The sequence below is a fragment of the Legionella sp. 39-23 genome (assembly GCF_001897665.1).
Taxonomy (GTDB): Bacteria; Pseudomonadota; Gammaproteobacteria; order Legionellales; family Legionellaceae; genus Legionella; species Legionella steelei.
The window spans coordinates 1-22,240 of sequence record NZ_MKTO01000036.1 but is presented as its reverse complement, the minus strand read 5'-3'; the positions used below and the strand labels follow the sequence as shown (position 1 = coordinate 22,240).

Here is a 22,240-nt window from a genome sequence, read left to right as displayed (position 1 = left end):
CCGAAGTGTTCGTAAGTAGTAAATCATTTATTTAATATAATCAACTGACATAATGCTTGTTCCCTATTTGGATACTCTCCTTAGAGAACCTCTATGCCCTCTTTATTGCATGTAAATGGCTTAAAGCAATATAAGTTTACTATCATAATAACGATCGTTACTTTTTTTATTTTTATGATTGGTCATCAAAGGAATTTTGATTTATTGGTGAAAGCCGCTTATGGTGTTATTGAAGGAAAACCACATTGGATAGCATATCAAAATCGGATTTTGGGCCCTTATATAGTTTTGGCAATGTCCAAACTGGGATTAACTTACTCTACCGCATTAAAGACATATTTTTTCACTACATTCCTGATCGAAAATCTATTGTTACAATCAATAGCTAAAACGACTCTGAAGCTAGAAGAGCGGAAAGTAAGAATATTTATGTTGCGTTATTGTGTGTTATTCCTAATTTTCCAAGATTACTGGTACTATCCATGGGATAGCATGGATATCATTTTCTTTACCTTATTTGCGAATATGATCCTCACACAATCGCGCGATGTCTGGATTGTTTTATTATTTTTCATTGCGTTGCTCAATAGAGAAAGCGCCCTCTTTATTGCATTTTATTTTATCATTAGGGGCATTAACTTAAACAATGCACCAAAAATAACAATTAGCTCCATTAACGACGTCACTATAGGCTTAGGGTTAATAGTACTGGGAATCGCCGAAACTAAAATAGTAAGAACATTACTTTTCCAAAGCAAGCCCGATGGAACACCTGATTTACAACATGAGATGCTAGGAAATTTTATAGTGCTTAAAGAAAACTTGACCTTAAACTTAACCTTAAATAAAGGATGGTTTTTTATTGCGATAACTCTCGGTTTGCTGTCCTTAATTTATCGAAAATTCAATCAAAACCAGAAAGAACTTTTTATGATCTATGTGGTAATTATTTTAAGCATTATTACATTTGCGATGATAAAAGAATCACGAGTGTATTTGATGTTGATTCCTATGTTCATTCTTTTATTTTATACAGTGCCCAGCATGAAAAGAAGCAACAACCACATAACAGATAGTTAGGATGTTCGTGGTTTGCTTTATCAATTCTAGTTTTTAAGATACGTAATATGTAGCGCTGGATGTTACGCTATTAAGACATTGTTGGATTGCTTCAAGACGTGCTGCCTTAATTTGACTCGTAATTTCATGTCCAACATATCTCGAGGCGAATTCTTTAGTATTAATGGATTTAGCAGCTTGGAAGGCATTACGTACTTGCGCTACATAAGTCGGTTCTTCTGTACATAGCTCAAAAATATGTAAGCACTCGTTGAACCGTTCTTTACTATAGAAAGCCCCCATATTTACCAATAAATCCAGAAGTCCTTCCGCGTCCAGTTCTGGGACACGCCGAAATTTTGCTAAATTTTGATTAACCAATAACGCCAAATTACGGTACTGATTTGATACATTAAATTGTTTGCAGAAATTGATTACATCCGCTTGAGTTAAGTCATGCATCAATACAGCAAAACGTACATAAGCAGAATCTTTATAAGCAGCAGATTGTTGTAATGCATTGATGCCAGCACCTGGTATTTTTATAAGGGGAAATAAAATACCATCTGCCCCGCATTTTTTAAGTACATCGAAAAAGTTTTTCGGATGTGAGCCCATGAGTGCACGCTCCAACTCCCTCCAGATCTGCTCCATACTTAGTTCACTGATTTTTCCCTCAACAACCATCTGCTTCATGAGTATCATCGTTTCAGGAGCTACTTGAAAACCTAAGCTCGCAGCAAAACGTGCTGTGCGAATTAGTCGGAGTGGATCTTCAACAAATGCAGCAGATACATGCCGTAATATATGGTTTTCTAAATCGGCTTTACCATTATAAGGGTCAATCAACTCGCCCAAAGCTCCATCTTCAAGTGGTCGAGCCATGGCATTAATTGTCAAGTCTCGCCGCCTTAAATCATCGTTTAAAGTGATTGAAGAAGAAACGTCAAACTCAAAACCTGCATGCCCGGGACCTATTCGCTTTTCGCATCGAGCAAGAGCATGCTCTTCTTTGGTTTCAGGATGTAAGAATACAGGAAAATTTTTTGCGTTACTTGGTATTGGCCTATAACCTAGTTTTAGCATGCCCTCCTGAGATGAGCCTACCACAACCCAATCGTTATCTTTAGGGTGATGACCGAGTAATTGATCACGTACTGCGCCACCTACTAGATAAATTTTCATCATATTTAAAGTATAAAACAAACCTAATATGGGCATTTTAAATGCAATTTGTGTGTATATCAACAAAATATTACGATTTATGGGATTTTGTTTATACTTGAAATATGGACCAATAAGGCAGGTATTAACAATCTTATGTCAAAAACAATGAATTTATATGCTGCTACAGTTGAGGTGAGTCCAATAAAAGAAAATGTTGCACAAACCACTTCATCTTATTTTACGTCAGTACTTTTATATGTACAAGTTTTAAGCATCACAATTGGAATCGTCTTTCTTTTTATTGCATTTTACATGCTACGTTCAAAAGAAGAAGAGCAAAGACGTATTCAAGATCAGTTTATGTTTTGTTTGATCATAGGGCTACTTTTCGTTTTTTTACCTTTTTTACTTGAGTATTTGTTTTGACAATGAGACTCCCCACCTAATGCCTTCATTTGAGCTATTAGACTCAATAAATTGAACTATAATTAAACAATACATTTTTTGTAGGAGTCCCACATGCTAAGCTTATCCATAAGAAAATATATGAAGGATCATGATATCGCCTATGAAACAATCAATCATCCTAAAGCATATACAGCTTCACAATGTGCACAAGGAGCTCATATTAAAAGGAACAATTTTGCTAAATCTGTCATTGTCAAATTGGATGGCAAATTTGTACTTGTAGCAATTCCTGCAAATATTCGTCTGAATTTAGAGCAATTAAAAAAAGAAGCTCACGCTAAGCGAGCCGAAATTGCTCAAGAGTTTGAATTTCAAGACCGATTTAAAGATTGCGAAATTGGTGCTTTACCGATTTTTGGTGAACTTTATGGTATGGATGTCTATCTTGCAGATAGCCTCGCACATAAAGAATGGCTAGTGTTTAATGCAGGGAATCACGATCAATTGTTAAAAATCAAATGCATCGATTTTTTAAACTTGATCCACCCGAAAACATTATCGCAATGTTGAAAATTTAAATCTCTTGTTACTTACAGACTAAATGAAGTCGTTTTACTTGCTATTTCTTCTTCGAAAAACTCAAGAGGAATCTCCCTTAATTTAGATTTATCTAAAGTGCATTCTACATGATGATGAAGAAATTCATTAATGACCATAGACAGTAAGGTAAAAACCACAGTCGTTAAGAAAAAACCAGGATAGCTCATCTCAAATTTGAATGCCAAAAAGGACGCCAAGAGCAAACTGAAACCACAGGCCATTGTTTTTCTTGCAGCCTTATTCAAATAAAATGGAGCGCTTTTTTCGTTTCGCATTCTTTGCTCATATTGTAATTGACCCAGTCGTTTTTCTTTATAGTCATGATAATCTGAAGCTTTCTCCCGAACATTTTTGTACATATGTGGAAAAAAAATACAATTGGCGTTTTGACTTAGCATGTTCAAACGTCTGCTACTTAAAGCAACCGACGCCATATCCTTGGGCTCAATGATATAACTCTCATCCTTATTACGCGCGTTAAGAACGGCCAATATCATCTCATTAGCGAGTTCATCAAGAGGACTTTGTTTTTGTTGCTTGCTGTTGCGCATCGACCATTCCTTAGTTTTTAGCTACAACCTTTCGCTCGATGATGAGCTCAAAAAAGGCATCCAGACTATAATGACATTTGCGTTCTGATAAAAAATCATATTAAATATTTTTTAATAAAAACAGAACGATAGAATACCAAATAATTGATATGTATTATTCTTTTTACAAGATCAAAATTTTTTTGGGAAAATCTTAACGCTCACATTCTAATTTAAAATATTTCTAAATAATGAGTTACATATTGATCGTTTTTATAATGAGCAAGCTGAAAAGGGGTTTGTAAAATATCTAGGGTATCTGAGGTTGCTTTCGTTCCATCATGATATCCTAAAAGGCAGGTTCCTGCGGCAATTAATAAAGTACCTATCCACTGAATTGGACTTATTTGCTCATGGAAAAAAATGTAAGAAGTTATAGAAAGAGTAATATAAAGTATTGCGGTAAGGGCTAATGCAATGGATAAGCGCTGCTACTTTAAATAATAATTGCGCAGCAGTATCGCTACTGAGTAGCAAAACCCAAATGATTACGTTCAACAAAGAGAGTGTTTTATTCATTTAGATTTGTGCTCCCGCAATCAATAAAAATGCCTATACCAATCAGTGAAAAATAAATAACCGTAGGCTGGGCTGCTAATCCCAGCATGCACTAATGAGCTGGAACACCATGGGTAATTGAACTTCATAAAGAAATTTTTGGAGAGTACAAATTAACTCTGTAGATGCTTGGTTTAGCAGCTCTCCGGGTTCCGCCTCGCTGCAGCCAGGCTACAATTTAGCAGGCGAACGAATTATCGGATATATACAGCGATGACACGATATAAACATTAGTCCCCATTAAAAACCTGATGCTTTTGAAAATCCCTCGATTCTTCCTCGTATTAGATTACATTAAAGTGTTCTATAATTCTCTGCAAAGACGCTACTGCTACTAAGGAGTCAACATGAAACAACAATTGATTATAGTCCCTGGATGGGGGGGCACAGAAAAATTGTGGACACATCAATACCAACACCTTGCTGATATCGCTGATATTACTGTCAAATATTTTTTTGATGTTGAAACAATAGAACAAATGGCGGAACAACTACTTGCTGATACACCGGAACAATTTATAATTTGTGGGCATTCTTTAGGAGGATGGCTAGCTCAGATGGTCGCCATACAAGCCCCTCACAGGGTATCGCAACTGATTGTCATGGGCAGTTGGACAGGAGATTTAGATCACGAAAAGCGTCAATATTTTGAACGATGGCAACATGAAATTGAAAGCAACCGTCTTGAGAGTTTACTCAATGAAGTCAACGCCACCAGTGTTGCCCCTTTTCGCAGCAATGACCCCATATTAATGAACACGCTCATCGAAGGACAAGCAAAGTTTCCCAAACAAGGTTTTCTAAATCAAACCAAAGCGATGCTCAATAGCCAATCAACTACCGAGCAACTTCACAAAATTGTTTGTCCAACATTAATTATGTACGGCAGACAAGACAGTGCCTTTACTTTAGAGTCACAACAAGCAATGAAAGCAGCGATTCATTCGGCAAGACTAGCAATCATTGAAGATTGTGGACATATGCTTCACATTGAACAACCCCAAGCGGTGACCTCTTTATTGAGATTTTGGCTGGAAGACCAAATGAAGTAAGTGCTGAACAAAGCGGCGAGATCTACTTTTTTATATGCTAATGAAGCATTCTTGTTGTGCACTTTAAAATCTAGTATAAGGACTGTGCATGATTCACGAATCATTTCATTGCTCCATAAATAGCACTTTGGAACATGATGTGCCATCCATTTACTTTCTAAATTCTATATGGTGTTTGACAGGCTATAAACAGACTTATCCACAGAAAATGTGAATAACTCAGCGATAGCTCATACGTTGAACACGAGATGGAATATGGCTTTTGGTAATTATTGGAGAGCAATTCAATATTTGATACGCGCAAATATCCACAAGAGTAGATATAAAAAAAGAACTTAGGCGTGGTTATCATAAACAAATAAAAAAGAAAAAAACAGTCTTGACTTAAACAATTTTTCTTTTTTTATTTTGATTACCCTAATTACAGTACTTACAAAGACTAACGGCTTGATAAAAACAGCTAAAAATGAATAATTTTAAAATAATACTCGAAAATAACAGGCAAAATGGTGTAAAATTGTTCAATTATTAATGTGTGTGGAATATTTTCTTGAAATCGATTGATATTGAAAAAAGCATAGAGTCACTAGACACTCGAGTATCCACAGTTGAAAAAATTATTGGTAGCGTATCTCCCATCGCGCCAATCAAACAATCTAAGCTCATTAAAAATAAGAAAAGTGTAGACCGGTCAAAGTCCACACCCAAACCCATGTCGGGTAATTGGCTAGGTTTTGTTGCCTCTGCTTGCTTTATTCTAGCAGCTTGCTTCATTGTTAAATTATCCATTGAATCCGGATGGCTCACGCATGAAAAGCAGCTTGGAGTAGCAACTCTATTTGGAATGGCATTATTTATAGGCGGTATTGTTATTTCTAATGCAGATAGAATATATGCATGCTTTTTACCTGCTGCAGGCGCTACCGTGCTTTATTTCACTGGTTTTGCCGCCCATCAGTATTACCTTCTTATTTCATTCCAAACAGTTATTGCCATCACCACAGTTGTCTCCGGGATTTCAATTTGGTTTTATTTACGATTTAAGCATGACATTTATGCGATTATAGCTGCCCTAGGAGCTTACATTGCTCCAATTGTTTCAGGTGTTGAATATAACACGATCTATTCATTGTATTATTTCACGATCTGTTCATTGAATTTTGCAACGCTTGCTATTTGGGTGGAGTCACGTACATTAACTATGATTTCAGCTTATTTAGCGATATCCATAACAGCAGCAATTGGTCTGAAGCTCCATCAAGATGTGTTAATTGCTACAGTACTTGCCATTAATTTTCTTATCTACTCAATTGGCACTCTGTTTCATACACGCTTGACCCAACAACAACTCACTGAAAAAGAGTCATGGAGTCTATTCCCTGTATTACTCATTTTCTACGCTATGGAATATTATTATCTCAGTCGCATTGATCAGACTATAGCCTCATGCGTTTCTCTGGCTGCAGCAGCGCTTTTAGTAGGGCTTTATTATTCCGCTAAAAAATGGCTTCCTGAACGTCGCTTTAACAGTCGTAATGTATTATTGACCTTTGTGACACTTGTTTGCTTCCACTCCATTTATCTCGGCCTTTTGCCTTTAAATATCAGGCCTTGGCTTTTCCCGATGATTGTTTTTGGATATACCTTGTTGCATACAAGAATTAGTGTGGTTAAATGGAGTATCCCTTTTTTAATCCCATTTGTAGCGCTTTCTGCAATTTTAGGTATTGAATATTTAAGTATGATAGGTCACTTGCTGAGCAGCAAAGAATTAACTTGGTCTGTAGTGGCTTGGCCATCTTTTGCCAGTATTTGGTGCCTACTAATAAAAAATCGCAAAGAATTCGCCCATAAAGAAGAATATTGTTACGTTTTGCTAGCAGCTACACATCTCCTGGCGATCATGAGCCTTTACCAGCTCACTTCGGAATATGGAACCTTGGCAGTCTCTGCATCCTGGCTTGCTTATGTACTCATCATGCTACAGGTTTCAACATTGAGAAACGATATACTGATTGCAAAATCAGTACTGATCGTTTTATTTTTTGCGGCTGGTAAGGCACTACTTTATGACGCGTCATCAACGCCAACCATTATTCGCACATTATCCCTTATTCTTACCGGTATTGTGCTCTATGCCTCAGGGCTTGTAATTAGGAAAAAAACGAACTGGCAAAGTAAGTTCATTACGGACTACTCTTCTGATTGTAAAAAAAATTGATTAATTATTAGTGTCTTATAATAATAGAACTAGAAAAATGGAATAACCGCTATTGACGAGTCAAACATATACAATATTAATTCGACTGTGCTTTGCTTAAAAAGCGAAACAAAATTTGCACATCTCAATTGATCATAATATAATCATATTGATGCATTTTGCATCTTACTAGTGAGATAAGGAGTTCTAAATGAAGATCAAATCATCAACAGCAGGATTAATTGCTATTGGTATGATCGCTGTATTTGGATCTGCCCATGCAACAAACTGTTATAAACATCAACCCGGATGGCACATGGTTTCCAAAAAATGTAATATCAAACCTGCCGATAACTGGCAAGAATATGATAGCGGCGTCTACACTCAACCACTAACAGGAAAAAGTCTATTCAAAATGAATAGATAGAATCAGTACTATTTCCAAATAAATCAATGGGCTCTAACTTAATCAGAACCCATTGATTTTTTCAACAGTATCATTTCAATCGTTTCAAAATTGCGTATACATTCTGTTTACCACGATTTTTTTTGCTGATAAAAAATGACATAATAACCCCTCAGTTTGTGAAGACTAACTGATAAACCCGAATCAATATAAATAACAGGATGTTTTATTATGAAAAAATTCTTTTGTACTCTTGGTTTAAGTTTGAGTGTTATTTCTAGTGCGTTAGCCGGTGATTCTCCTCTTGATTTATTAAATACCGAAATTACTAACATTCTTACACCTTTTCAAAATCAAACCACTGCTGCAAAACTCAAATTTGATGCAGTAGAAATAAATAATGAGCGCGCACTCAAAGTCGCTTTAAATGGCCTTTATAGCAAAATGGGCTCGAAAAATAATTTCATCATAAAAGTTGATAATCTAGGTTATGACTATAACGATGGCATATCGCCCACCACCACACTCAAAGGTTCATTAGGTTTTGATCTCACCAAGTTTTTGTCCCGTGAACAGAGCAATGAAATGGTTCCTAAATCCATTGAACTTTTAGAGGAAACCGTGAAGAGCTATACCGAAGAATATGGTGACGCTATTTTTATCAAAGGAGTAGTTACTTCAACAACCAAAGATGCTGAGGGTAATTACATCGGTTTATCTGCATTGCTTGCAATAAAAATAGACCTCGACAAGCTTCCTGAATATCTATCTCCTGAAGATGTTATGGTTACTGATGCTTTTTTCTCAATCACATTAAATCTTAAGACCGGTATTGCTATCGACTCCTTTATCGTAAGTAATCCTGAATATCTAGGATACCAACAAGATCAGATGGGTTTAAAAGAAGTATTGGAGAATCTGCTTGCGCGTGGCGATGAGACAAAAAGGATGATTGAAACTGTATTTATGAGCCTAGATAGTATCGCTTCTGACATCGTGGAAATGGATAATTCTCTATTCCGGAACTCCATCTCGAATAACAAAAAACTATCCAATATTTTAAAATAAAGCCAGGGTAAATATACACGTTTTTTTACCATTAAAATCCCTTCTCCCCAAGGGGAGAAGGGAAGTTGCTTACTCTAGCTGCGAAATTGGGATAATAATTCTAAAGTTTTTTCTTTAGATATCTGCCCAACAGAGCTTAATTGAGTCAGTGCATTTCCTTGCTTATCATAAAATAGCATAGTAGGTATACCATAAATGTGGAACGCTTGACGAATCTTTGCTACGGCCTCTGATTTTTCACTAATATCAACACGAAGATTTACTGAGCCTTGCATGGCATCAATGACCTCTGATTGATTAAAAACATGCTTATCCATAGCCTGGCAATCACTACACCATCCCGCAAAAAACTCAATAAACACGCGTTGATTTTTAGCCTTGGCCGCAGCGAGTTTTGCATTAACCTCCTCAAGTGTATGCACCATAACAAATGGAGAGTTCGTTTCTGCCTGCGCAAGAGGAGTGGGAGCAAATGCGTGATAAGCCAATGCCCCTGCACCCATCATGGATAATAAAACCACAGCTTGTAACAGTCGTCCACCCCATTGATGTTCTTGACGAAAAGCACCAAAAACCCATGCATTAACAAGAAAAACAACGACCCAGAGCATATCGATCCAAAATTTAGGGGCGACACGGCTCAATAGCCAGACAGCCATAGCAAACATCATCATGGCAAATACCTGTTTGATACGAACCATCCATGGACCAGAACTTGGTAAAAAGCGGCCATACCCTGCTCCTACAATCAATAATGGCATTCCCATGCCCAAAGCCAAAACAAAGAGTAATAAACCACCTTGAGCGACATGATTGCTCTGTGCAATATAGGTAAGAATACCAATTAAGGGTGCGGTGACACAGGGCGAGACAACTAAGGTAGATAAAGATCCCATGACTGTAGCTGATATCACACCATGTTGGCGTGCTTTGTTGGGAGCAATCCGAATAAAAGCTGGAAGTCGCAATTCAAAAACACCTAGAAGCCACAAGGCCATAAGTGTAAATAAAATACTAAAACCGCCAATAATCATCGGCTGCTGCATTAGAGTTTGTACCGTTGAGCCAAACCATGCTGCCAACATCCCGGCTATGGCATAAGTAACTGCCATTCCAAACACGTAGCCTAAAGATAATTTAAAAGCATGTCGACCGCTACTGGCGCCTTGGCCAGTGATAATACCCGAAAGAATCGGCACCATGGGCAAGACACAGGGAGTAAACGCTAACAGAACCCCCAAAAAAAAGAACGCCGTTAAATAAAAAATCGGACTGTTATTTTGGATAAACAGCATCAAATCTGTAGGATTTACACTGCCAAATTCCGCTGCAAAAACAGAAGAAGAGATAAATGTCATCAATAATGACAAAAATAGTTTTTTCATTTTGATTCCTCAATAATTTATTTTTTTGAATTTAAAAATAAAAAGGAATCAAATCGGGGGACGATAAATTTCATCCAATGGTGAGTTGTATTTAGAGCAAATAAGTAAAAAGCTTAACAAACCGATGAGACTACGTACTATCCATGATGAAGCCAAACGAAATTCATCTTGAAGCCAGTATGAAGAAGAAAAGCAGCTGCTGTTCATGGTTTGTTGGATAGAGCAAGGAGACACTGCAAGAGAAAAAGCAACAGGCGAATCCAAATTTTGTTTTGGGCACGTTGGCAGTTTGAGTGGTGTAAGTAAAACAGCACTCAGAAGTAGTAATAGGATTAACGAACGATATTTGTTCATTTACCCACCATAGCATAAAGAATATAAAGAAATCAACTACGACAGCCCGTATTACGTGGCACTAATACGGGCTAAAGTTTTGATTTTGATTATATCTTCATATTTAAGTAGAACACACTGCTTGCAGATCGTCTGTTCCTAAATTGATAAGATTGATTTGCGTGCCAGGTTCCGCTGTGACAGAGACACTGCTGTTATTTTTAACCTTGATTAAAGTTCCTTGCCCTGTAGACAATTTTTTTCCATTAACAGAGCCACAATTTTTGACTACATTAATTTTAATTTTGCTTTTATTTAGATGGGTACTTTGAACAACACATGTGGCATTTAGAGTCCAGAGCGTATTGTTTGCAAGTGACTTCGTTTCATTTGGATTCAGTTTAATTGTTTTTTGTGACGCATTTGATTGCGAACAGAACATTCCAATGATAATAAAAAGAGAAAGGGACATAATTTTAATCACACAGCTTCCTTAATAACGTTAACACCAGGATTGACCTGATATTGGTTGGTGTGATCATATTTTAGACAACAAACATTAAGGTTTTATTAAGTCATGTCTTTCTCTAATGCAAATTCCTCTTTTCATCACCAAATAGTTGCCATTTTAAAGAATATTCCTCACCATAGAAACTTACATAATTACTACGTGGGAACGCTATGGCTAAGGCAAAATATTCTTTTTGGTCAGATGTTGATGCTGAAGAGTATTATATAATCAAGCTAAAAAAAGGACTTGAACAACTTACAGCAATCAATGCCATTCGCGATCATATTGCTAACTCAATTTATCAAGTATTTCGAGTACATACTGCCAATTTATATATTGGCTATTATCAAAAGCAACTGGGTTTATTCTCAAAAGTTATACCTGGTTATAAGGATCTGGTTGAATGGTTTAGTAATAAAAAAGCATTAGAAGAAATCAATCAACAGAGTAAAGTCGATGACTGTGTTGCTGCGTATAAGAAAGTGGAAAGTGATTTATCAATTTGTGGAAAAGAAGCGCTGCTTGCTGCCGCGATTATTCTAGACGATATGGATGTGCTTGGTTCTGCAATGCGTAATATAGGACTCATTAAGTGTTCGAGCAAACATCAAATCATAAAAATAGATCCAGGTGATTCCATATTCGATTCAGCAGATATTGATAGTGCTCTACTTAAGTTTGCAGCCAATTTATCATTAGATAATCCTTTAATCTATGCCCCCTTTTCATTCAGCAAAGTATGTAATAATCCTCAAAATATAATTGGAAATTTACATTTCAGTGAATTTTTTCATGATATTGATAAAGAAAAACTTAAATCTGAATTGGCAAAATTTGCCAGTTTAGACGATGCACACATCAAAAAACTGATTATCCGTGAGGAATATTTGGGGCTATTGCCTTCTGATAATAAAAAATTATTAGAACAATGGGCTAATTTGCTCATACGTAAAAAAGCCGTTTTAAAAAAAGCACTCAATCTACCCGAAATGAAAGTCTCGCCCCCCGAACTGGCACCCGTATTTGTAAAAGATATAGTGTTCAGTGAACCCTTGGAAGAAATTAAGTATGGTGCATCACGACCTTTTAAAGTAAAAAGAATTGTACCCTCTAAAGTTTTAGAGCATGATTCTGCCCCGTGTGCGTCTGCAATGAAAGTAGTGTAATTTGCTTCATGATATCTAAACCCCATATTACACTGTGCTAATACGGGCTATGTGTATATCGAAATCGAGTCCATTAGGGGGCACTTATCGCTGCACCATCTTGTTTGTCGGCCCCCCTTCTCATTTCCTGAAGCGACTCTTTATGTGCAGACGTTGCTTCTACAGGATTAAGCGTATTAAGTAATTTTAATTTTAAATCTGCAGGTAATATCGTATCTGGTACTGCATGAATGCTCTTAGTTAGCCTCTCTACTTGTTCTTTCAATACTGAAATTTTGGGTTCTGCGTTTATAATGGCTAAGACATTCTGCACAATGTCATTTACCCCCTTGGGAATATATACCGATTTACCCCTAATTGGTAAGAGCATGGCATCAGTAAAGTCACCAAAAAGCCCGTATTTTTTGGTTAACTTCCATTTCTTATATCCATGCATTTGCTCCAGCACCTCCGCACACTGATTCTTCATACTCTTAATATGCGTATCATAGGAAACAAATAGTTCTTTTAACGGTTCACGTCTTTGTGCCTCGAGCATTAACGTACTACTAAGTCTTTTTATGTAAGGATCTACATTATGAGTCAATAAAAATTGACAGCGTGCCTTATTTTCCTGATGAATGGCAACCCACAAAGGATATTGGGGTACGCCGTTAATATTATCTATTTGCGCATCGACCAATTGAGGGAACTTTTGTAGGATAGCACTCGCTACCTCATAATTATTCTCATGTAATGATTTGATAAAGGCTGTTTTGCACCATTCTTCACTCACTTTTTTTATTGAAAATAATTCCTTAAATAAAGCGTTATTTTTTCTTTGGTAACATAAATCAAGATCATCGGTACGCTCGAGAAAAGCGGAATCTTCTTTTAATTTTTTGATACACTTCCGATAAACATCTTGGTTATGATGCAACAATGCTAGTTTATACGCTTGATTTAATGCCACGGGTTTTAAAGCATCCAAATCCATAGGGCTTATTAGCTGATTATAAGTAGTTTCATCATTTTCAAAAAAGACTGAAGGATTTGTGTTACTGCGTGGGCTTTTGAGTAAAAGATCACTTTTATCAATAATATGACCACTAATTTCTTTACAAAGGTCCATTTTTTTATGATGTAAAGCAAGTACATAATATTCAACTAGCTCTTCTTTACCTAACTTTTTGATATCCACTTTTTTCGCAACAAGCTCAAATAACTCCGGTTTTTTTGCCAATGCCTCCCATGGTAACGAAGCGATGGTACTTGTTTTAAAAAATAGATTAGAATCTAGGTCTTCAACTTGAAATACCAAATTTATAATGCGTTGATTGTTCGTTTTTAGTGCTAAGATATAAGCTTCATGCCATTGCCCTGCTTTGATGAGTAATGGACAAATTTTTTCACTTAACGCATCCCCCTCTTGATACAATCGATGAATCGGACGCGCACCTTTTTTATCCGGTACAAAAAGTAATGCTGGATTACGCGATGCAATCGCAATAAAAAGTTCAGGTTGATGAAGCGAAAGATAATGTAAGCAATTTCGACCTAACTCATCGGTTAATGTTAAATTAACATTTCTTGCTAATAACATGCGCATCACTTCAACACTATTGTTTTGCGCAGCAATATTCAATAATGGGGTAGCGATTTTATGAAACTTACCAGAGTAGTTTAATTCGGCAGGATCAATTAAATCAGGTTGCTCTTTGTGAAATTTATCATAGTATTCTAAAAGAAGATTAAACGTATAACCCTGGTCTAAACGAGCTGCGTTAAGAAGAGCATAGTTAAAACCGGCTTTTACTAAGCGGTGTCCTTTTTCAAGCAGAAAACCTATTATTTGTTTGTTGCCACTGGTGAATGCATTATCTAGTACTGTATGGTCTACATACTCTTTTTTATAGTAACGTGTTACATATTCAAGCTGTCCTGATGAGACTGCTGATTTAAATGCCCGTTCTTTGCACGCGGCAAGCTTTGCCTCTCCTAAAGTTCGCTCGAGATATTGTACTAACTCTCTATCACCATTTTGCACTGCATAAGCTAATGCATCGAGCTTTGTAACTCCATCTTGTTTATCAAGGGTGTCCTTTCTTTTTTCATAGATTGCGGTGACTAGTTCCGTTTTAGAAGGATATATAGTCGGTAATACCTCAGGACTTGGATTATGCAGTCGAGAATACACATGCATGCGGATACCGTGATAAGTACCTTGAAATTTCGGTTCATCAAAATGCAAAGCACCATGAAGCACTTGGTCATACATTTTATTTATTGCCGATGTCAGTGCTGCTGCATTGGTTTCAGGCGTTCCATTTTCAGGGAGATCAATCCCCCATAGCTTGCCATCCGCAGGATCGATCACTTCAATTCGGTTTCCAACTCGGGTTATTGATATGGAGTGTCCATGGCCGCTCAACGTAAATCCCACGCCGTGTTGTTGGCTTGGATCAATCTTTAAATAGGTTGCAAGCGTTGACTTGAGTTCGTCTACAGTAATAATACCTGCAAATTGTTGATGATAGGTCAGCGGAAAGGGCTCTCCTTTTCGTTTAAATAAAGCCTCTAAAGCGCCTTCCATACGATCCTGTGTTGTGCCTGCTTCAACAGCCAAGAGTCGATGCAACCAAAGCGTATTTTGAATAAATGTTTCATAAGCTTGATGAAGTTCAGGACTAATATCTTCTGCGAGTGGGTCTGAATTATAAATAAGCTTTAATAACTGTTCATATTGCTCATATTTTCCAGTTAACGTGCAATACAAACGCCAAACACTTAATCCGAGACAGACGCCTTCGTTTGTTACTTCTTTGTTAAAACTGGCGGTATTTCCTATAAAACGGCTTTGCCATTTACTCGCCTTTTCTATTAAAACTTCTTGAGGTAATGAGGGCATATTGATACGACGACCAAACAGTGGCCTATTGTTAATATATAGCACAATTCTGGACTTATATTCTGAGATGGAGTGTATCGATAAAAATGATCATAATGCGGCAAAGGCTAGAATAGCCCGTATTAATGCAAAGTAATACAGGGGATTAAACTAGCTCCTCATCGACCACAATTAATTTGCATTCTTCCGCACCGTATTGTTTACAGGTACCTAAAGCAATTTTCTCTGCTAACTCTTGCGTACGTTGACTTGAGCGCCAACCATATGCGCCGCATTCAGAAACAGCAAATGCTTTATGTGGTGCAGCCTTTTTGTAGGTGGAAAATGTCTGTTTGACACTGCTTGATAAGTAATTTGGTGTTTTTAATGAAGAAACAGGCAATGGAAGCAGTGTATCAACTAAGGCTAATTTATTGTTTTTTAAAAAATTATCTACCATAGGCGCCCATTGAGGAATACCAGCTTTCGAGAATAAATAGTGACCTTCCTTCCCAAATGGATTTGCTTGAATAAAAAACGCATTCCCACCGACGCCAGTAAACGCATGAAATAACTTTTTCGCCAGATCCGGATTAAAAAAATGATCGTTTTGTGCATAGACCCATAACGTAGGAACTCTTGAGGTCTTACCAAATTGAGCAAATGTTGTAATAAGAGCATTTGCATTACATACATTATCATCAGACTGCGAACCACGCCCACCTGCAAAACTAATGGCTGCCTTTAATCCTGCTGGAGGATTAAGTGCAGTAAGTGCAATGGAAGCAAAGCCACCCGCGGAAACGCCCACCGCAATGAACTTGTTCGTATCAAATTGTTTTAATGTCCCTAAATAGTCCACTGCTCCATGTAAGTCTTCTGCTGCAGATCGCGCTGCTTTCATATAATTAGGATTATTACATGAATCAAAACTTTCAGCCCACCCTCCTCCTGAGCTACCATAGCCCCTTCTTAATACCACAGCAACAGAATAACCACGTCGTGCAAATTCATAAGCTATGGGTAAATAAGAAAGTGCCGTCATATAAGGGCGATCTTTTGCGCTGCGTGGAGAACCATGACTAATAAGGGCTAGAGGATGTTTGGCTTGATCATCAGCAAAGACCAATAAAGCTTCAAGTTTTACTGGTCAGTTTTTGGTATTAATCGGAATTTGCGTTTCTTGCCAAATCAGTTTTGCATAAGCCAAGCTTGGAATAAGCAGGTTCAAAACCAAAATGAAAATTCCCCCCCCAAATACCTCATATACGTCTCCTGTGATATATCAGATATATTTCACTCTAAAAGAGAAAAGCATATTTTAATTGCGGTGCACTTTCAAATTAATCGCGTGCACACCTTTCACAGTGTGTTGAGGCTTCTCAACATTGCTCGCCCTGTAAACTCCAATAGCCAATAAAAACCAACCAAAAATAAAACATAGGCCACCAAGTGGTGTGGCCATACCTAAGGCTTTTATTGCAAAAAAACTCATTAAATATAAACTTCCAGAAAAAAAACAAATACCTACCAAAAAGAGCCATCCTGAACTTTTTATTAATCGGTTATTAATGTGCAAAAGAAGGAACCCATCAAATAATAACGCCAAACTATGTATCATTTGATAAAAAATTCCTGTTTTAAAAATTTCCATCTGGAGATCACTAAACTGTGATTTCAAACTATGTGCAGCAAATGCACCCAACATTGTCGCAATCATTGCGGATAAGGCCCCAATTGCAATAAAACGTTTCGATGTGTTCATATGTTCTTCTCAAAGAAATTAAATACGTGCTCTCAGTGTGATATATCAGCTCTCTGAGCGCTAGCGTAACGCATATTTGTACCTCATTATAGGATTTTTGTAAGACAAATATGAAATTTAATTTTGCATATTCAGTACGAACCACTCTTGATCAGACGTAAAATAATTGTCTACAGACCCCATACATAAAATACATAACTACCTTGAATTTACTTCATTATTTATTCTTTTAGATTCTTTGCCTGAAGATAAATTTAGGCTAGTATAGTCAAACAAGATGTCAATACATCATTGACCTTGCTTTATTTAACGTTCACTTTATTTATACGGATATTTTATGACTAAACGATTTTATGCAGGACTCAGTACTCTAGTACTTTCTAGTTCGGTGTTTGCTGGGAGTATGGGTCCTACTGCCCCGGTTGTAGATAAGGGCTTTTTTGTGGGTATCGGTGGAAACTATAACTCCGCAAGCCTTGATAATCAAAAGATTTGGGGAAAAGGAGTTAATGACGCTTATTTGGGCCCGATTTTGACAAGTACCGGATCCGCAGAAGGATTTTCTAATCCTTTTTATCAAACCGTAAATATATTTTCTCCTCATGCGCAAGCAGGTTATTTTCAACATTTTGCTGGAAGCCCTAATTTTTGGGGAGCTAAATTCAGCTATGATTTCTTAGATGCTCATTTCGCTGATTACAATATGACTATCGCTCAGGCGGGTTCAAACTATAACGAAATCACCGGCGTGACCACAGACTTCACCGGAAATTATGCTGTAGAATCGGCACAAACCAGTGTGAATCATGAGCTGCTTTTCTTGGCATTTTTAGGACATTCCTTCGAGCATATTCATGCTTATTTGGGGGGTGGTGCAGTATTATTAGGGATGCAATCTAATATTTATCATTTAATTGGATATGCTGATTATAATGGTATGCAAGGAACTGATATTAGTGGTGCTCCAGTTAATTTATCCCAATCCATGTGGGAATGGGGAGGAGCAGGACAATTAGGTCTAACCTATTTCATTGATCCATCTTGGTTCTTAGATGTGAATTATACGTACGCTAGAACGGGAAGAAATACGGTTAAGTATGTAAGTCCGTTTACCAATCAAATAGGACCTGACCATCTAATTGGAACATCCTACATTAATCCATCTCAGGAAGTAGCCGTACAATCTGTGAGTCTTTCCATAAATAAACGTTTCGGTTAGACCACTGGCCTGAGCTCATGCATCGATGCGCTCAGGTCTTTAGTTGTGCATGAAGCAAACAAAAATTGTATACACCTACGCTTGTTGCCCCTGGCCAACACCTACATTGGCAACCAAATCAGTATCATTGGCGATAAATTGAGTTTCCTTACATAATTTAACGTAGTCTTTATGTGTAATTAATAAATAAAACAGACCAGATATCAAAAGAATATAATAAACATTTTGATAGAAATAAATTAGCCACAAATAAGTTAGGAATGGTGTTGATAATACAAATAAGGTACTTGCTTTCATTCGTCGTGTAATTTGTATTCCGCCATAAATTACCATTAAAATTAAAATCGACAAATTCATCTTTAGAAAATCATTCGCAGGTAAAGTACTCATCATGACACCAAGGATACAAAAAACAATGAGTCCAAATATCCTGGTTTTAGGTTTAATTGCTCCCATGCTAATCGGTGCGGCCATATACCCAATTAAATGATAACCAGTAACAATCACCATGAGTGAAGCCCAACTATCAGAATTCCAGAGAAAGATGGCAGTTAAGCTAAAATTAATCAGCAAAGAACGGCGACACAAATTATATTTAGGATGTAATTTAGTAATTGACCGACTTGGCATTTGCCCCTCTTTAGCCATAGCATAAAACATCCGTGAAGCACCGCCCAAATAAGAGTATCCTGTGCCTGATGGACTCACAATGCTGTCAGCAATCAAGATCATTGCTAAAAAATGAACCCCCATCAACATCGCTAAATTAATTAATGGTGAATGAAAGTTAAGGCTGCTCCAACCACTACCTAACATTTCATGAGGGACAGCCCCCATAAACGATAATTGGAGTAACATGTAGACACACATGACGATAACAATCGAAAGAACGATTGATAAAGGAATATTCCTCTTTGGATTCTCCATTTCGCTTGCAAAAGCTACTGCCAATTGGAACCCATTGTAAGAATAGATTAAACCAGCTGAAATAATTGCCGTAATTGCTGAGCCAATTCCATATTGTGTGTTGGTGTCTAAACTAAAGTTGCTCTTGTCAAAATGTAGAATCAAAAAAATAATAATCGTAAAAATTGGGCTGAGAATTTTTACTACGGTAATTGTATTATTAATTTTGGTTAATAATTTAATACCAAAGTAATTAATTAATAAATAAATGACTAAGATCCCCAGGGCAAATAACTTACCATAAATAGTAAGGACATTGCCCATCATCAAGGTATCACTTTTAATGGTGGCTGCTAAATATTGTGTGGTTGCTTGGGCTTCTGTGCCAATTGTTACCATGAGTCCAAACCAGTTAGCAAAAGCGAACGGCATACCAAAAATATTGTTGTGCGATAATGCACTCGAGCGAGCAGTAGCACCACGTACTGGGAAAATTGAGGCAACTTGTGCAAGGCACAATCCCACTGCCATTACCAATAATGCCGCTAAAATCCATGCAAGAAATGAGTAATTTCCGGCAATCTTAGCGTTTAATTGAGCGCTAAAGAGCCATCCTGAGCCAACCATGGCAGTAGCAGAAAGTGCTGTTGCGCTAAACAATGAAATTTTGGCATGCTTACAACTACTTGAACTCATAATAAATTACCTTAGAAGACGACACCTTTAGGATAAGTGAAGACAAAATATCAATTTTGCATATTTTTAGGTCAGCGTCAATAGATCCAATACAAATTATGCCTAAAATATTGAATGTATGCACCTTAAAAAAACAAGAAACTTATTGTTTTTATTAGATATAACGACATACAAACAGACTCATTTACGTGCGCGTATGCTGCCTGTGAACATTCCAGGAAAATCTTGTGCTATTATTGATTGTTTGCATGGGAAATACGATTGATTCAGGGCACCCAACTAGGAAGAAAAGGATGAGAACAACACGATTGGAGGCATTTAGTGATGGTGTGCTGGCGATCATTATTACCATTATGGTGTTGGAAATTAAAATTCCGCATGGCGATAACTTAATTAGTCTTCGCCAGCTCATTCCAATTTTCTCAAGTTATCTACTCAGTTTTATTTATATTGGTATTTACTGGAATAACCACCATCATTTGTTTACCGCGACTCAAAGCATTTCAGGAAAAGTACTTTGGGCAAATTTGAATCTTTTATTTTGGATTTCCTTACTTCCATTCGCAACAGGGTGGATGGGAGAAAACCACTTTACAGCAACCCCAACATCGTTTTATGGCCTAATACTTTTAATGGCTGCTCTTTCGTATTCTATACTTGTGCATACGCTTATCTTGCATGAAGGTAAAGACTCGCTTGTCGCTCGCGCGATTGGCAATGACTTTAAGGGAAATATTTCCATCATACTTTATGTACTTGCAATTCCTCTTGCTTATATTTACGCATGGATTGCGCAAATGCTTTATGTAATTGTTGCAATGATTTGGTTCATTCCAGATAAAAGAATTGAAAACAAATTAAAATAACTTTAGCCATAATGAACTGACAATACTGAATTCTGCATGCTATCGATCAGCAAAAAAAGCAGGAATTCTTGGTGCGGCTTTTACTTGAGTTAAAGGAGTTGCGTGTGAAAACTCTTGATTTAATTTTAAGGCATAAGCTTCATTAACCATATCTGGCTTCATGCTACGTACTAATTGAATTAACCAGTTTCCGCCGGCACGAACACATATTTTATCTTCAGATAAATCTGTAAGTAATTTTCTAACCTGGATGGTTGAAAGTAAGTTGGCTTTTACTCGGTAATTATAGCTACTCATTTTGATAGTAAAATTTAAAAACTCACTTTTTATACCTGAGTGTACCTTCTCTAATCCCTGACTAAACGTTGTAAGTGCCTCTCGACGTTCTTTGTCATTACACTGCTGAAGCAAAGTGATCCCTAAATTATAAGTGTCCATGATTAAAGTACCAGGAAAATCAGGTTTTTTTGGAAAAAGATGCTGTGCTTTCTCTCTTAATGATTCATTTGATAATAGCGTTCTTTTTGCTTCTTTACTAAACTCCATTTGAGTATGCATATTAGTAAAAAGATCTTTCTCAGGTAGGGACATCAATTCGTCAATATCAAAAGCATACCCATCCAATATTAGAAGCCGATTAGTAGGTATTTCCTCAACATGAGTACCATAAGCAAATGTTTCTTGGTTTTTTATTTTTGCTACCCTACTGTCGTTATCAGCAAAATTCCGTTTTCGACTGGATTTAACGGTCATTTTCAAAATTTCCTATGATTTATAATTGGCTCAATATCATTAATTGATTTTAAAAGTTAAAACTGAGTGTATTCATAGAATATTACATAAAGAAGATTATATCACTATTTAATAAGCTGGAGTGTTTTGATTGCATATTTAACGCTATCAAGATAAGCAGATGTCAATAAGTTACTATCAACTAAGGCAGACTCTAATTGTTTAAAATTGGCCATTTCATAATCCAGTACCATTTTTAAAATACCCCCTAGCTCGCCTTCAAAATAAAGTAATGCATTCTTGAGTTGCGCACTAAGTTGGATCTTGGCAAGTAAAGACTCCATAGGCTCATGAAGAACTGCATCTAAGGTGGAAAAAATACCAACTGTATATGCTAAATGAGTACTCGATTTGCATTTAATTTTAGCAAGATTTTCACACATTCTTGCCCGAATTAAAGTGCGTTCTAGAAGATCCAGTTCAACATCATGAATACTTGATAACAGCAAAAGGCTTAGCCATTCTCGGATACGAACAATTCCTAATAGTTTAATCGCATCTAATAAAGACTCAATCTCCTTTCCATTATATAAAGCAACCGAATTGACCAAACGTAAAATACGATAGCTAAGTTTTGGAATCTGTAAAATAATATCTTCAATGCGTTCAATAGAAACCTCTGGGTTA

Annotated in this window: 21 protein-coding genes; 10 read left to right on the top strand and 11 right to left on the bottom strand. The window is 36.8% G+C overall.

Annotated elements, in window-relative coordinates; all coding sequences use genetic code 11:
* Positions 1–93 precede the first annotated feature (93 nt).
* Positions 94–1,080: a hypothetical protein gene (locus BGO44_RS12580; RefSeq protein ID WP_273200519.1), complete on the top strand. Its 987-nt coding sequence runs from the start codon at positions 94–96 to the stop codon at positions 1,078–1,080.
* Between the two features lie 33 nt (positions 1,081–1,113).
* On the opposite strand, the gene BGO44_RS12575 is transcribed toward BGO44_RS12580, so the two are convergent.
* Positions 1,114–2,280, bottom strand: coding sequence for a tRNA nucleotidyltransferase/poly(A) polymerase-related protein (locus BGO44_RS12575; RefSeq protein ID WP_273200518.1), 1,167 nt, complete (start codon positions 2,278–2,280; stop codon positions 1,114–1,116).
* Positions 2,281–2,379: 99 nt separating this feature from the next.
* Between BGO44_RS12575 and BGO44_RS12570 the strand changes: the two genes are divergently transcribed.
* Positions 2,380–2,652, top strand: coding sequence for a hypothetical protein (locus BGO44_RS12570; RefSeq protein ID WP_273200516.1), 273 nt, complete (start codon positions 2,380–2,382; stop codon positions 2,650–2,652).
* A gap of 93 nt (positions 2,653–2,745) precedes the next feature.
* Complete coding sequence (locus tag BGO44_RS12565; protein WP_273200514.1) at positions 2,746–3,204, top strand: aminoacyl-tRNA deacylase; 459 nt, start codon at positions 2,746–2,748, stop codon at positions 3,202–3,204.
* 20 nt (positions 3,205–3,224) lie between these two features.
* On the opposite strand, the gene BGO44_RS12560 is transcribed toward BGO44_RS12565, so the two are convergent.
* The gene (locus BGO44_RS12560; protein WP_273200512.1) at positions 3,225–3,785 is read right to left on the bottom strand and encodes a hypothetical protein; all 561 of its coding nucleotides are present in this window, start codon (positions 3,783–3,785) and stop codon (positions 3,225–3,227) included.
* A 944-nt stretch (positions 3,786–4,729) separates the two neighbouring features.
* Between BGO44_RS12560 and BGO44_RS12555 the strand changes: the two genes are divergently transcribed.
* The 4 genes from BGO44_RS12555 (at position 4,730) to BGO44_RS12540 (ending at position 9,108) form a co-directional block, all read left to right on the top strand.
* Positions 4,730–5,434, top strand: coding sequence for an alpha/beta fold hydrolase (locus tag BGO44_RS12555; protein ID WP_058510118.1), 705 nt, complete (start codon positions 4,730–4,732; stop codon positions 5,432–5,434).
* A 550-nt stretch (positions 5,435–5,984) separates the two neighbouring features.
* Positions 5,985–7,655 (top strand): DUF2339 domain-containing protein, encoded by a 1,671-nt coding sequence (locus BGO44_RS12550; protein WP_273200509.1) that lies wholly within the window; start codon positions 5,985–5,987, stop codon positions 7,653–7,655.
* Positions 7,656–7,845: 190 nt separating this feature from the next.
* Positions 7,846–8,061, top strand: coding sequence for a hypothetical protein (locus BGO44_RS12545; RefSeq protein WP_058510116.1), 216 nt, complete (start codon positions 7,846–7,848; stop codon positions 8,059–8,061).
* A gap of 210 nt (positions 8,062–8,271) precedes the next feature.
* A complete protein-coding gene (locus tag BGO44_RS12540; RefSeq protein ID WP_273200507.1) occupies positions 8,272–9,108 on the top strand; it encodes a hypothetical protein in 837 nt (278 codons plus the stop codon).
* Positions 9,109–9,182: 74 nt separating this feature from the next.
* Here the strand turns inward: BGO44_RS12540 and BGO44_RS12535 are convergent, their stop codons facing one another.
* The 3 genes from BGO44_RS12535 to BGO44_RS12525 form a co-directional block, all read right to left on the bottom strand.
* The gene (locus BGO44_RS12535; protein WP_273200505.1) at positions 9,183–10,493 is read right to left on the bottom strand and encodes a protein-disulfide reductase DsbD family protein; all 1,311 of its coding nucleotides are present in this window, start codon (positions 10,491–10,493) and stop codon (positions 9,183–9,185) included.
* 48 nt (positions 10,494–10,541) lie between these two features.
* Positions 10,542–10,847: a hypothetical protein gene (locus BGO44_RS12530; protein ID WP_058510113.1), complete on the bottom strand. Its 306-nt coding sequence runs from the start codon at positions 10,845–10,847 to the stop codon at positions 10,542–10,544.
* Positions 10,848–10,950: 103 nt separating this feature from the next.
* Positions 10,951–11,298 carry a hypothetical protein gene (locus BGO44_RS12525; RefSeq protein ID WP_273200580.1) on the bottom strand — a complete coding sequence of 116 codons (348 nt, stop codon included), beginning with the start codon at positions 11,296–11,298 and terminating at the stop codon, positions 10,951–10,953.
* 209 nt (positions 11,299–11,507) lie between these two features.
* Between BGO44_RS12525 and BGO44_RS12520 the strand changes: the two genes are divergently transcribed.
* A complete protein-coding gene (locus BGO44_RS12520; RefSeq protein ID WP_058510111.1) occupies positions 11,508–12,503 on the top strand; it encodes a hypothetical protein in 996 nt (331 codons plus the stop codon).
* 73 nt (positions 12,504–12,576) lie between these two features.
* Here BGO44_RS12520 and BGO44_RS12515 read toward each other — a convergent pair whose 3' ends face one another.
* From BGO44_RS12515 to BGO44_RS12505, 3 genes are all read right to left on the bottom strand, one after another.
* Positions 12,577–15,435: an ankyrin repeat domain-containing protein gene (locus tag BGO44_RS12515; protein ID WP_273200503.1), complete on the bottom strand. Its 2,859-nt coding sequence runs from the start codon at positions 15,433–15,435 to the stop codon at positions 12,577–12,579.
* 100 nt (positions 15,436–15,535) lie between these two features.
* Positions 15,536–16,498, bottom strand: a complete 963-nt coding sequence (locus tag BGO44_RS12510; RefSeq protein ID WP_273200502.1) for an alpha/beta fold hydrolase — start codon at positions 16,496–16,498, stop codon at positions 15,536–15,538.
* Between the two features lie 192 nt (positions 16,499–16,690).
* Complete coding sequence (locus tag BGO44_RS12505; protein WP_068310909.1) at positions 16,691–17,134, bottom strand: DUF423 domain-containing protein; 444 nt, start codon at positions 17,132–17,134, stop codon at positions 16,691–16,693.
* A gap of 337 nt (positions 17,135–17,471) precedes the next feature.
* Here BGO44_RS12505 and BGO44_RS12500 point away from each other — a divergent pair, with 337 nt between their 5' ends.
* Positions 17,472–18,353, top strand: a complete 882-nt coding sequence (locus BGO44_RS12500; RefSeq protein WP_058510108.1) for a hypothetical protein — start codon at positions 17,472–17,474, stop codon at positions 18,351–18,353.
* Positions 18,354–18,428: 75 nt separating this feature from the next.
* On the opposite strand, the gene BGO44_RS12495 is transcribed toward BGO44_RS12500, so the two are convergent.
* The gene (locus tag BGO44_RS12495) at positions 18,429–19,955 is read right to left on the bottom strand and encodes an APC family permease (protein WP_058510107.1); all 1,527 of its coding nucleotides are present in this window, start codon (positions 19,953–19,955) and stop codon (positions 18,429–18,431) included.
* A gap of 293 nt (positions 19,956–20,248) precedes the next feature.
* Here BGO44_RS12495 and BGO44_RS12490 point away from each other — a divergent pair, with 293 nt between their 5' ends.
* Positions 20,249–20,821 (top strand): TMEM175 family protein, encoded by a 573-nt coding sequence (locus BGO44_RS12490; RefSeq protein ID WP_273200498.1) that lies wholly within the window; start codon positions 20,249–20,251, stop codon positions 20,819–20,821.
* Between the two features lie 39 nt (positions 20,822–20,860).
* On the opposite strand, the gene BGO44_RS12485 is transcribed toward BGO44_RS12490, so the two are convergent.
* Both BGO44_RS12485 and BGO44_RS12480 read right to left on the bottom strand, forming a co-directional pair.
* Positions 20,861–21,574, bottom strand: coding sequence for a hypothetical protein (locus BGO44_RS12485; RefSeq protein ID WP_058510105.1), 714 nt, complete (start codon positions 21,572–21,574; stop codon positions 20,861–20,863).
* 104 nt (positions 21,575–21,678) lie between these two features.
* A partial coding sequence (locus BGO44_RS12480; RefSeq protein WP_286823154.1) for an HDOD domain-containing protein occupies positions 21,679–22,240 on the bottom strand: 562 nt, incomplete at its 5' end.

Bases quoted from the DNA above. Each gene is read 5' to 3' on its own strand.
- BGO44_RS12520 (WP_058510111.1), top strand. From the start codon at position 11,508: ATGGCTAAGGCAAAATATTCTTTTTGGTCAGATGTTGATGCTGAAGAG.
- BGO44_RS12540 (WP_273200507.1), top strand. From the start codon at position 8,272: ATGAAAAAATTCTTTTGTACTCTTGGTTTAAGTTTGAGTGTTATTTCT.
- BGO44_RS12575 (WP_273200518.1), bottom strand. From the start codon at position 2,280: ATGCCCATATTAGGTTTGTTTTATACTTTAAATATGATGAAAATTTAT.
- BGO44_RS12500 (WP_058510108.1), top strand. From the start codon at position 17,472: ATGACTAAACGATTTTATGCAGGACTCAGTACTCTAGTACTTTCTAGT.
- BGO44_RS12485 (WP_058510105.1), bottom strand. From the start codon at position 21,574: ATGACCGTTAAATCCAGTCGAAAACGGAATTTTGCTGATAACGACAGT.
- BGO44_RS12555 (WP_058510118.1), top strand. From the start codon at position 4,730: ATGAAACAACAATTGATTATAGTCCCTGGATGGGGGGGCACAGAAAAA.
- BGO44_RS12495 (WP_058510107.1), bottom strand. From the start codon at position 19,955: ATGAGTTCAAGTAGTTGTAAGCATGCCAAAATTTCATTGTTTAGCGCA.
- BGO44_RS12490 (WP_273200498.1), top strand. From the start codon at position 20,249: ATGAGAACAACACGATTGGAGGCATTTAGTGATGGTGTGCTGGCGATC.
- BGO44_RS12530 (WP_058510113.1), bottom strand. From the start codon at position 10,847: ATGAACAAATATCGTTCGTTAATCCTATTACTACTTCTGAGTGCTGTT.
- BGO44_RS12580 (WP_273200519.1), top strand. From the start codon at position 94: ATGCCCTCTTTATTGCATGTAAATGGCTTAAAGCAATATAAGTTTACT.
- BGO44_RS12570 (WP_273200516.1), top strand. From the start codon at position 2,380: ATGTCAAAAACAATGAATTTATATGCTGCTACAGTTGAGGTGAGTCCA.
- BGO44_RS12535 (WP_273200505.1), bottom strand. From the start codon at position 10,493: ATGAAAAAACTATTTTTGTCATTATTGATGACATTTATCTCTTCTTCT.
- BGO44_RS12565 (WP_273200514.1), top strand. From the start codon at position 2,746: ATGCTAAGCTTATCCATAAGAAAATATATGAAGGATCATGATATCGCC.
- BGO44_RS12505 (WP_068310909.1), bottom strand. From the start codon at position 17,134: ATGAACACATCGAAACGTTTTATTGCAATTGGGGCCTTATCCGCAATG.
- BGO44_RS12525 (WP_273200580.1), bottom strand. From the start codon at position 11,298: ATGTCCCTTTCTCTTTTTATTATCATTGGAATGTTCTGTTCGCAATCA.
- BGO44_RS12545 (WP_058510116.1), top strand. From the start codon at position 7,846: ATGAAGATCAAATCATCAACAGCAGGATTAATTGCTATTGGTATGATC.
- BGO44_RS12560 (WP_273200512.1), bottom strand. From the start codon at position 3,785: ATGCGCAACAGCAAGCAACAAAAACAAAGTCCTCTTGATGAACTCGCT.